Source organism: Enterobacter genomosp. O, from assembly GCF_001022965.1.
In the GTDB taxonomy this organism is placed as follows: domain Bacteria; phylum Pseudomonadota; class Gammaproteobacteria; order Enterobacterales; family Enterobacteriaceae; genus Enterobacter; species Enterobacter cloacae_L.
Genome location: NZ_LECZ01000003.1, coordinates 1 through 12,538 on the forward strand (window position 1 = coordinate 1; position 12,538 = coordinate 12,538).

Below are 12,538 nucleotides of genomic sequence, written 5' to 3' on the forward strand. Positions count from 1 at the left end.
ATGCGCAGGCCGCAGACGTCCGGGGTATCAGGGTGGCGGAGGAAGGCGACGGCGCGCACGGCGAGGCCGCGGTTATCACTTACCGTCAGGGTCGGGGTGTGCTGAAAGCAGGCAGGGCTGAAGCTCATGATAAATATTCCGGGTGGTGATAAAAATGAAAAAAAAAGCCCGGCAGGCGGGCGGGAAGAAGAAAGGAGGCCGGCGCGGGCGGCCGGCCTCCGGACGGGGAGACGTATCAGCTCAGGTGCGCCAGATCGTTCTCATCCTCGCTGACCACAAACCACGGGGTGTACTGCGTCCGGCGGCGCCAGCCGGCGGCGGTCAGCACCTCAGTTTCCCGGCCCAGCGCATCGTAAACGTGCGTGTCGGCCCAGGCGTTTTCACGCGCGCTGTCGTCGCGCAGCCAGCGCCAGCTGTTGATAAAGAACGGCTGGTAGCGGCGGACCGCCAGCCCCTTGTTGTCATACTCCGTGCGGCCGGTAATTGCCCAGCGCGTCCCGGAGTGCGCCTTGCGGGGAAGGCCATCCTCACCGATGGCCAGGGAGCCGTCATCGAGACGCTGACAGGCCTCACCCGCCGGCACGCGCTGCGCCGTCTGGAGTTCCCGGCCGGCGCCGTCAAAAAAGACCACCTGCTGTCGCTGCTGCTGTTCCGCATCCGGATAATAGCGGTCGGTGACCACCGTCAGCACGTGAGGGGGCGCCCGGCCACTGTCCGTGTCCAGTGCGGACATCAGCACGCTGAGCCCGGGACGCTTCAGGGCGCGGGCGTACGCCAGCGCGCACAGGCAGCCGTCCTCCGTCATCATCCCGGCCTCATGCAGCGCCTGGCGCAGGGACGGGTCGACGTCATCCGGTACCCGGCGGGCCCAGGCGTTGTCGGCATAGACCATAAACTGCGAGACCGGCAGCGGACCGGACAACGCCAGGGCCTCCTCAGGTGAGGCGGGCACCCGGAACGGGACCGCTTCCGGCGTCGGGCAGCCCGCCGGCAGGCCGTCCTCCGTCCCCCGGATGCGGCTGCTGGTCACCCGTCCCAGCGCATCGAGCGTCACCATGCTGTCGTTGGCGTTGATGTCCGTCAGGCACACCGGGACCATAAAGCGGTAGTCGACGACGGCGCGGGTCCGGTGCCCGGCCGCATCTTCCGTCGCCGTCACGACGCAGTGGTGGCGGTCCCAGGTCAGCGTCGTGGCGCCCGTCAGCGTAGAGGCTCGCTGCGCCAGCGGGCGGAAGAACTGCGCCGCGCTGCCGTAATCCGTCAGTGCGCGGGTCGCCACCCACACTTTTGCCTCACCGGGACGGGCAAACGCCGGCAGGGCCTGCGTGTAGCCCGCCTCCTGCAGCAGTGTAAGCTGCTCTGAGGCACTCAGAATCCCGTCCAGCGCCTTCAGGCTGTCGGCGTCCAGCTCGGCGCTCTCCTCAAAGGCCACCAGGGCCTGCACCGTCGGCGCGCTCAGCGGGCTATCCGCCCGACCGGCGGTGTAGTGCACCGTGGTGTGTCCGGCGTACTGTCGGGGGGCATTTGTGCCCAGCAGCCCCGTGTCCTGCAGCAAATCTTCCGCAGACAGGTACGGCGTGCTGCCTGCACCGGACGTCGTCACCAGGTTGATGCGCTGCTGATGCGGAAGTCCCGTGCGCCAGCCGTGCACCGTATCCGGATGATGATAGCTGTATTCGGTTTCCGTCAGGCGCAGCACGTCCTGCTGCTCGTCATAGCTTGCCTCCCAGGCGCCCTCCGGTAAATCCAGACGGTAAGGCGATGCGGCCGGGCGGGCACGTCGCGGGTAGCTGACGGAGACTGTGCGCAGCGGGTAGCCGAACGCATCCGTGGCCAGCGTGACCTCCTGGCTGACAACCGGGTCGTCTGCCACGCGCTCATAGCCATAGCTCCACTGCTCAAGCGGCTGCGGGGCCACCACCGGATACGGTGCACCGGGGGCGGCAGACTGTACCACACGGACCTGATAGCGGGCCTCCGTGACCTGGTACGGCACCGTTTCCTGCGCACTGCCGTCGGCGGCATACACCTCCGTGCGCAGCGGGCTTCCCCTGAGCGCACGGTGCATCCAGTACTGCAACGCCGCCGGGGCGTCCAGCGCCGCCTCCTTGTCTCCCTCCGCGCGGGTCAGGCGCGTGGCACCCGGCTTCACCGCCTGGCGGTCACCCGTCCAGTAGGCCTGGCGATAACGGTGCTCATCCCCGACGACGCCCGTATGGAACCACTGTCGGGTCAGCACCGGGGCGCTGCGCTCTTCGGCATTGCCCTGCGCGCGCTCGTCCGTATCCCGGGTTTCCACCAGGGCAAAGCCCCGGAACTCGCGCTCGTGGCCATCCCAGACGCCGTGCCGGTAGGTGGCGGTCTGGACCAGACGGTTCCCGGTGATTTCATCGAGTGACTCCGTGGCGGCCAGCAGATGCACCGGGAACGGCAGGTGGTTCGCCGGCAGATTGCCGTCGCCGGCCGCCGCTTTCTCATCCAGCCAGAACTGGGCGGAGCTGCGGTAGTGCAGGCGGCTCTCCGCTCCGCAGTTATTGTTCACCCGGCTGAGCAGGTAGGGCTTAAGGCCGGCAAGGTCATATCGCCAGTGCTGCTCGCTCATGTGCGGGCGACTGAGGACCAGGCTCGAGACGCCGAGCCCCTGCAGATCTCCGACCGTCAGCTGGCAGGTATGATCGAAGCGGACGTCGTCCGGCAGCGGCAGCACCAGAGGGGTATCGAAGCGGTTACCGCTCTGGTTAAAATAGACCCAGAGATGATCGGCATGGGCGTAAATCAGGTCCGTGGTCCCGGTGCCGTCCAGGTCCGCGAAGAACAGCCGGCCCGGATCAAACTCGCCTTCCGGCTGGCTGAAGCCCGGGACCGTAAAGGGCGCGCCGAAGCGCCCGTGCCCCAGGTTCGGCCAGCAGGTGACGCCGTCATGGCGCACGCGCACCAGGTGCATCTGCCCGGAGCCCGGTAAATCACTGAACGCCACCAGTTCACGCGCATCCATGCCGGAAAGCGGCAGCGTAATGCCGCCGGTCTGCTCAACGTCACGGCCGGTCGCAAAGCCCTCGCGGGTGCCCGGATACAGGCGCACGCTTTTCGGGCCAATCAGGGCAACGTCCGACACGCCGTTGCCGTTCAGGTCGGCAAACTGCATGCCGTCCTGCCAGAACTCCGTCGGCAGCGCGGCCAGCGGCGTAAAATCGCCCCAGCCCTTATCCGGGTGACGGCGGTAGAAGCCCGCCAGCCCCGGGCGGGCTACCAGCCAGTCCAGACGGCCGTCTCCGGTCAGGTCCATCAGGCGCCCGCCCTGCATCAGGGACGGGACGGGTAACAGGCGGGGACGGCCATAGGTGATCCCGTCCGTCGTGCCCGGGGTGCGCTCCGGGGCGCGGTACTGCCAGCCGTGCTCGTCCTGATACAGGATCCCCGGCATACCTTCGTTATACAGATCCACCCACTGATAGCGCAGGCCGTCGTTGAACCCCTGCAGGCCGGTCAGGGGGCGCCAGGCCGGCGCGTGCTGTGGCTCAAAGGCCTGATAGCCGAGCGACAGCGGCGCACGGGCGCACGGGGTGCCGTCCGGCTCATGCGCGAGCAGCCGGCAGCCGGTCAGTTGGGTGACCGACGGCGAGGCGTGATAGGTCAGCAGCAGGCGGGAGACCAGCACCGGCGGCGCGGCGGGACGCCCGTCCAGCGCCGCCACATCATGATACATCAGCACCTGACGGCACAGGCGGCGGGTGCGAACCTCAAAGCCGTAGTCGTAGCGTGAGAACGGGTCGGCGCGCAGCCCCCATTCCCCGCTGGTCGCCAGCGCCGGTACCGTGTTCAGACCGGCCGGACGCTCCCCGTAATCCAGCACCAGGGTAAACAGCCACTCGTCGGGCGCGGGCGGGATGGCATCCCAGGCAAAGAGGGTCGCCCGGGGCGTCCGGTTACCGTAGCGGACCTGCTGCAGGTAGCGCTGCGCGACCCGCGGATGGGCCTCGCGCTCGGCGGCCCCGGTGCCGGCGTCGTTCTCTGCGGCGTAGTGGTAGCTGATGTGCTCCCCGTCCGGCGAGACGGACTCCTGCAGGTACCACTCGGCAATCTGTTCCGGATTGTCCGGACTGGAGAGACGGGCATCGGCGCGCTGTCCCAGGCAGTGAACCTGGCCGTCCGGCGTGTGGCACAGCCAGAACGGGAAGGCGCCGGCGACCAGCGGCTGCCAGTACTCCATGCGCGGGGCGCCGGCGCCGGTGCGGGAGCGGAAGCGCGTCACGCGCCAGCGCTGCGCGAGCGCCACGCCCTGCGCCGTCGCCGTTTCCCTCACCAGAGGCTGGCCGTGACCATCGAGCTCCCTGACGAGCACCTCGTTGTCGGGGCCGATAAACGCGTCCTGGTCGTCGTAGGCGGGCACGCCCTGGCTGGTCCGGCGGCGCACGCTCATCACGCCCGCCTGCCAGCCCAGGCCAAACGGGCCGTTACCGCCGGCGCTGCTGTAGCCTAAGCTGAGCGCGGGTGCCATGCCGCGCCCGGCGGAGACGGGCAGCGGCAGGCTCATCTGCGCCACGCCGTCCGGCCCGGGGGTGCCCAGGGACTCGCCCATACCCTGCAGGCTGCCGCCGCCCTTGGGCAGCGACAGCTGGGTGACGGCAACCGGTTCCTGAATATCCTGCATAACATACTCCTGTCAGGCCCCCGGAGGGGCCTGTGATTAAATGGTTAACGAAACCCGGGAACTCAGTCGCGGATGGTGTAGCGAACGTGAAGAATGATGTCGCTCAGGCTGGCCAGCAGGGCCTTCTGGGTGCCGGTGGCGTTCGGGAAGCGCAGGGTCAGCGTACCGGTATCCGAGATATCAATGCCCTCGAACGGCAGGTACTTCCCGTCGTTGAAGTCCAGCTGGAACTGACCGCTGTCGTTCATGCCGCGGGAGACGGCGATGGCGGAGCAGCCGCGGGCCAGCGGGGAGGTGCCCGTGTAGCCCAGCACCGCCTGCACGTCCTGATACGGCCCCAGCAGCGCCGGCAGCGTGACGCTGATTTGTTTGATGCGGCGCACCTTGCCGAGCTTCATGCCGTCCGGATAGTCCGACGCCAGGCCCAGCCCCTTCAGCTCCACGCTGACGGAGAGGATATCCTTATCGAGGCTGACGGTGTCTTTACCGCTGCCGGCCTCGCCCTTACCGTTGCCAAGCTGCGACTTAATGGTGTCTTTCAGCGAAAACTTCCCGGTGGACAGCTTCCCGTAGCGCTCGCCGAGGGACAGGGTGCGCTCCACTTCCAGGGCGCGGGCTTCCCATTTCTGGTAGGCGCTCTCCATCGCGGCCAGGTTCAGCATCAGCGCTTCGCCGCACAGCAGGCCGGCGTAGGTGCCCTGCCAGGCCCCCGGTTTGATAAAGCTGCGCGTCTCGCCGGTCTCCCACTGGAAGGATTTCTCGGCGCGCAGGCAGCGCGATACGGTCAGGTCGTAGAACTGGAAGTACAGCGCCGAGAGGCGGCCGCGCAGCCAGTTATACAGGGCCTGATTGCTGAACTTACGCTGCATCAGGGCCAGCTGGGCCTCGTTGTGCGCCTGCTGGGTTTCCAGACAGGTCAGCTGCAGCCCGGCCGCGTCGGTACGGACCGTCAGGGACGCCTGCTGGGCGGAGAGCTGCTCCACCTCTTTTTCCGCATTATCGCGCAGCATCGCCCACTCCTCGCGGCGGCGGCGGTACATTTCACCCTGCGCGGCGCCGTCGGCGGCGGTCATCATCCCCGTCGCGACGCTTTCCATCGCCATGCCGAGTGCAAACGGAATACTGCCCCACTGGGAGCCCCCGACGGCCATCCCGAAGATGTTCGGTGCCATGTTGGCGGCGGCAGCGGCGGCCATCAGCGGACGGGAGGCAGCCTGCAGGGTGCCTGCGGTGACGCGGGCCCCCAGTGCAAAGCCTTCGCCCGCACTGATGTTCTCGTCATACAGGCGGCTGTAGTAGGCCTGGCGCTTTTGCGCCCCTGCCAGGGAGGCGGCCAGGGCCTTCGCCTCGTTACCCAGCTCCTCCAGGGTTTTCTTCTGCATCGCCACACTCTGGACCATCAGCGCCTTACCCTGGGTCTGCATCAGCACCGCCATTGCCTCCGCGTCCTGGCGCTCAATCACGCCGCTCAGGGCGTTGCCGAACTGCATCAGCTGGCCGGTCATGTTGCGGGCGCTTTCCAGGGCCAGCGGGAAGCGGTGCAGCCCCAGTTCGCGGCCGGTCGGCAGCGGCGTGCCGCCCTTGCCGGCGGTGGCGGCGGCGCTCAGCAGCGCGGCCGGATCTGCCGGGGTGGCAAACAGCGGCAGCGTCAGCGGCTGGCCGTCCAGGGTCAGGTTATGACGCAGGTTGTACAGGCGCTGCGTCAGGTCCTGGCGGATGGCCTGCCAGCGGGCGTTCTGCTGCGGGTTAAACAGCCTGGTCAGGGCGTTAGCCGTATAGGGCTGCGCGGACAGAATACGTACCGGCGACGCCTGTCGGTCCTCCATCGCCTGCAGGCGGTTCACGACCTTACCGGCGGCGTCCTTCAGGGTCGGGGCGGCCCAGGCGGCCGGGCGGGTGACGGACTCGTCGCCCATCAGCGCCAGGGCCTGGACGTACCACATTTTGGCCTCGGCCAGGGTGTCGCGCTCCAGCTGGCGGTAGGCGTGGTCGCCGCGGGCGGTGAGCAACTCCAGCAGGCGCATGAGGGTGGCGACCTTGTAGTGCATCGGGTCGCTCTGGGCCACCGCGTCCGGGTCGGTGCTGTCCAGCGGGATGTCGTTCCAGCAGATGTCTTCCCGCAGCGGGCGGGCGTTCCAGTAGTGGCCGGCGTTGCCGTCGTAGCCCTCAGGGCTGAAGACGTAGCGCAGCCAGCGGCCGGCGTCGTCGAAACTCTGCTCCTGGAGCAGGCGCTGGGCAATCAGCATCGGGGCGTAGTAGAACAGCTCCCAGAAGTAGAGGGCGTTGGCGCCGGCGAAGTCCATCGGCTCAGCCGGCGTGTTTTCGTCAAAGGTCTCCACACGGTCCACGCGGACCAGGCCCGGGAAGGTGCCGTTATTGTGACCGGTATCCAGCGACCAGACGTCGGCATCGCCGTCTTTTTTGTGGATACGAATGTTATTGAATGTGCCTTTCTGATATTCAGGCTCCAGGTAGAAGTTATTTTTAGGATCGCTACCATTGTCATTATACTTCATGAACACCGTGACCTGCGTGGGGGCGTCGGCGCTCAATTCCCCCTGGAAAAGGTTGTACGGAGCAATCCCGTTACCGATCCAAGTGTGGCGCAGCGTGACGGTCCTGTCGAGTCCGTGGACGGCGGGGCTGTATTTATCCAGGGTCAGGGTCACCCGGGCGCCTTTTGGCCGGATGGCGGGCTCCGGAAGGGACTGGGACTCCAGGCTCAGGATGGAGTCCAGGCCGCGGGCGGCGCGCCTGACCAGCTCCGGTCCGAACAGGGTGTTCAGGCGCACGCGGTTAACGGCGTTAAAGCCCCAGACCATCGACTGCGCACCGCTCTGGGCGGTATGCAACGTCAGGAGGGTATGCTCGTTAACCGAATCACGGAGTAAATTAAACATTAATTGCTTGCTAACACTACCGTCGCTGTCATCGCGCAGCACAAGGGTGAACGTCTGGGATGATGTGCTGCTGATCGCTGAAAGCGGGAACGTCAGGGCCAGCGGGAGTCTTTTGCCCAGGGTAGTGAGATCACCAACGTTCAGGGCCTGGCGGGCAATAATAGTGCCGCTGCCGGTGAGCAGTGCGACTTCAGGCATTTTAAAACTGTAAGGAAATTTACTCTTCACTATCAGCTCACCGCTCAGCGTATAGTTCTTCCCCGCATCTTCAATGAGGGCAAAACGTTCATCTCTAAGGGTTGAACCTAGGTAGGTGAAGCTATTGGCGTCGACATATATCCCGCTGCGCGATAGCGGGTAGCAAACGGACAGGCTGGCCTGACTGTTGAACAGCTTAATGGGCACCTTATCGTAAGAATGTTCATATTTCAGTCTGCCGTCCGACAGCGTAGCCACACCATGAATCGATGGTGAGTCTTGTTTTTTACTCCAGATATAGATGTAAGTATGGTTTGTTGTCAGGTCCTCCAGGCACGACAACCCTGCGGTTGATTTGTCAACCAGATAAGAATGATCTATTAGGTCCTCAAAGACCCTTGCCGCGCTCCAGGTTCCGTCCTGGCGAAGGTGGGCGGATTTCAGGTCTACCTTCCATACCGGCTTGTCATCCTTCACGCCGGCCTGGCGCTGCTCCACCCACACCAGGTGCAGGCGCCCGTTGCGCATGACCGGGCGGATCAAGGACGCATGCGGCGTCGCCGCCACGGTGATCTCCTGCCACTCGCTCCAGGCTGTCGCGGGGAACGCCCCGTCCTTAAACTGGCTCATGTCCACCCGGCGCCAGTAGTAGACCGGCGTGGACTCGCGGGTGGCCCCAATCAGCCAGACATGGCCGCTGCGGTTATTCAGGCCGTCGTGGTAGCCGCTGATAATCTCCAGGTCGGCCACCTTCTCAAACTCCGCCAGGTAGGTTTTAAAGGCATCCTCCACCTGGTCCTGCGTCAGCTGACCCTGGTTGAGGGACTGCTGCAGGGTGCGCATCATGGTGGTTTCCCCGCTACGCTGGGTCGGGTCGACGTAGTTTTCCGGGTAATACACCAGCTGGGACAGGCCCGCCCAGGTGCTGTAGCGTCGGTTATAGGTGGCCCACTCGCGGAAGAACGTACGGCTCAGCGCCCCGGTTTTAACCCCGGACTCCAGATGGCCGAGCTGCATGCAGCGGTTCACGTACAGCTGAAGGCTGGCCATGGCCTCCGCAATGCGGGTGGTCGTGACATCTGCGCTGACCTGGCTGTCAATCAGCAGGTAGCCATAGAGGTCATCGCGGGTGCGCAGCTTCAGTTCAGCCGGCGCGGCCTTCTCCATATACAGCTGGCTCAGGGCGGAGGACAGGCGTTCATCCTGTACCGCGCTGACCGCCGCACGTTCTCGCCCGGACAGGCCCGCCAGCACGCTGCCGGACAGGGTCTGCCACTGCGCCAGGGTGGAAACCGGCTTGCCGGCGTCGGCCACAAAGCGCATCGCGAAGAGCTCGCCCACCGTGGCGGCGCTGACGTTCAGGGTCTGCGCGGCCTGATGCCACTGCAGCAGGCGTTCAACGGCGATGAAGTCGCTGAGTTTGTCCAGCCCGGCCTGCTTCGCGGCAACGGCCAGCGCCTGACCGTCCAGGGACATCAGCTCAGCCAGCAGTTTTACCGTCAGCGTCCCTTTCTGCAGGGCGGTCAGAGCCGCGGACGCCTGCTCACCCAGGGCACTGACCCAGCCGTGAAGGCGGCTCAGCAGCATCAGGTTCTCGACCGAAGGTGTTGTACGGGTAGCATCCTTGTTCAGCACTATCGGTTTATCTACCGCCAGCCCCAGCTCAGGTTCGCTCAGGTCCAGGCCCTTGACGATAGCGGCCAGCTGTCCCAGCTTCTGACAGTAGGTCAGTGCATTAACCGGCACGACAAACGTAGTGCTGTTGATATTCAGGGAGGCAATAGCGTTCCAGAAGGGGACGACACCACCGGCATAGTTCTGCTCGACCCAGAGCATGACCAGGCGAGTCATGTCCGGCGAGGTCAGGCCCAGCGCGGAGGCCATGTGCGGAGCCAGAGCAGGGATCAGGTTACTGTAGTTAAGGGCAACAGGAGTACCGTTTGCGTCGACGGGCAGGACGACGTCATTACGCAGGGAAAGCACCAGGCTGCTGATTTCCGGGGTCTGCACCGGGGTGAGTTCTGTCAGCAGGGCCTGCAGACCGGCGACGGAGAGGTTCTGCGCGCGCAGCCAGCGGGTGGCGGTCCAGACTTTGTCGACGACGGAGGCAAAGTTCTCGTCGGACAGCGGTTTGGTGAATCCGAGCAGGGGCAGGAGGGTGCTGAGCTCGGAGACGGTCAGACCGTGGATATCGGCCAGCAGTCTGGCACGGTAAAGCGCCGAATAAGTGAATAGTTGGCAGTGTGTGTAATTATTGCCGCCAATATAGATAATCTCAGGGTTAGTATCATATTGGTTCTTTACATCCCCCGCCAGCTTTTTCAGCGCCACATAGCTGGTATCGTCAGCCTGCAGGCCGCGCAGCACGATGGGCCTGTATACCCCCCACCCATTTATGTCGCTTCCACCGCTCAGCGGATCATAAAAGAAGCTCCATTCACGTTGATGCAACTCCGGCAGGCGCTGGCCATTCTGCGGCGGCGTATGGAACAGCGCGTCAAACTGACTCTGTTGACCGGACAGCGACTGCGTGTTAATCGCTCCGCCGGTGAGCACCACGATGTCATCGGCGTTCAGACCATAGCGCTGCTGATACACTACGGCCAGGCCCAGCTGTACCAGAGTACGGTCCGACAGACCGGTGACAGGCTGGCGGCACATGACGGCGCTGATGATGCGCCACGCCACGCCCGAGGCTTTGTGCAACAGGACCTGTCGATGCAGGTATAACAGGAAGGTGTGGGCGGTATGATTCTCCAGATGATAAATGTATTTAGCCTCATTCGAATTGTGGCCAGGGGCTGTCATTTCCACACCGCATACCATCTGCATGGTACCGGGGCTGGCATCCAGATTAAGGAATGAGGTCAGCGGCTGGTCGGGAGAAGATTTATTGCCCGTCACATCGCCTGCGACGGAGGTCCGTACAAAACATTTCTCATATTTAGAATTTTGACGGAACGTCATGGTATAGCGGCCGGAGGATGACGGCTGAAGCGTATTTTCGGCGTACAGCCAGGAGGATTCAACCGCCTCGCAACGGATGCGCGTGAAGACTGTGTCACCGCTCCGTTTCCAGACCTGTGTCAGTACCCCATCTACCTGTTTACCCTGAGTGTCCTCAACCTGCAGTACATTCCCGGCAAGCGCCTCTTCAAACATGGCCTCAGGCAGGTTATAGCGGGCCGCCAGCGCACGGGCACTGAGCAGCGCCTCCGGCGGCGTGTCGCCAAACACCTTCTTATACTCGGCCTTCGCATTCTCAAACGTGATGTCCGTGGTCAGCTGCGCGTACAGCGCCGGGGAAATGCCCAGCGCCAGGCACAGCGCCGCCACGTCATCATGGCCCACCGGACGGTTTTCCGGGGCCAGCAGGGTGAGGGGGGACACGTCGCGTTCGCGCAGCGCTTCGCTGATGCCGGTGAAGGCGTGGTGATACGGGCCTTCCGGGGGAGTCAGGTTTTGCGCCAGTGCAGTGTGCAATTTGTTGTCAGTATTATACTGGCTTTGCTTTTTCAGCATGGCCTGCAGGATTTCATTCGACAGGCTCAGGGTGGACAGCGGCGTGTCAAGATTGTCCTGGCTCAGCGTCAGGGTGGCCAGGTCCGGACGGCGCGTATCCAGATGGTACGTATTCCCCTTATCGTGCAGTTGCTCCGCGTTGTGGTACATCTCGGTCAGATAGGCCGCCGGGGAGAACATGGATGACACGTCCCCTTCTTTCACAAACTGGTTATTGCGTTCCGGCACAAATTCATTGCCGTAGGCAACCGCGTGAGCCGGCGCGGAAATGCCCAGATGCGGGGCCTGCAGCAGCTGCGGGTTTGCGTGGGTGACGGCCTGACGCTCACGCGTGGTGCTGAGCGCCAGACGGCGGACCGCTTCGGCGTGCAGCGCGTGACAGTCGGCATGGCCAACGTCATCGCCGGCCGCCGCCAGGACCTGCTCCAGGGAAAAATCCCCGAGTTCCGACAACGTAGTGATGTTCAGCTTTTCCGCGAGAGCCGCGAAGAGGGGCATATTCTGGATATGTTCTGACATAGTTACCTCAGTAAAGGAAAGTGATCGCTCCGCGCGGATCGACAAGCGGTAAACAGATACAGCGCGGAGAAACGGTTCCGGAGACCGGGGCGAAATGACGTCATGTCACCCGGCGCGTCTGGTCTGCAGGAAGCCAGATAACAGTAATCACTATGTCCTGACCCGTCCTGTGAGTTACCGGGAATTATACGGGTGCCTCATGACTCACATTTTTGCGTTTGCGGCCAGGTGGCAAAGAGGGGAGAAAGAATATTAACGCCGGAATACCGCCTCGCCGGCAGCGTCCCCGGGCAAAAGACGTTTCAGGGTCACCAGGGGCCTGAATATTTTTGGGTTCGCAGACGGACAGCGTTTTTATTCCCCCACCACATGGGAAGGCAGGTGAGAAACGAGGGATGAATCACCTGAAATCGCATAATTCATACCGGAAGCCGGCGCCGGCGGGTTGACATACCGGCGGAACGGGCAATGATAGCCGTGCCTCACGGGTATGATCCGGTGAGCGCCGACCCCCTTCTGCCGGCTCCCCGCCCGGGCACCGTTTCTCTCCCCGGACGCACCGGCCCTAACCCGCCTGATGAACCCGCATCAGCCCCCGTTTACGGAGTCAGACCATGAGCACATTCCCCCTGAGCGGCGTCTTCCGCCACACCCCGGCCCTGACGGTAAGCGATAACCGCGGCCTCGCCGTGCGCGCCGTCGCCTTCCTCCGCCACCCTGATACCCCGGACGTCTGCGGCCTGCGCAT

Annotated in this window: 2 protein-coding genes; both read right to left on the bottom strand. The window is 64.2% G+C overall.

Features of this window, described 5'->3' with window-relative positions; all coding sequences use genetic code 11:
• Positions 1-235 precede the first annotated feature (235 nt).
• Entirely contained in the window at positions 236-4,651 is a 4,416-nt protein-coding gene (locus tag ABR39_RS00285) for a SpvB/TcaC N-terminal domain-containing protein (RefSeq protein ID WP_047345335.1), read from the bottom strand.
• Between the two features lie 62 nt (positions 4,652-4,713).
• Complete coding sequence (locus ABR39_RS00290; protein WP_047345336.1) at positions 4,714-11,790, bottom strand: neuraminidase-like domain-containing protein; 7,077 nt, start codon at positions 11,788-11,790, stop codon at positions 4,714-4,716.
• Positions 11,791-12,538 lie beyond the last annotated feature (748 nt).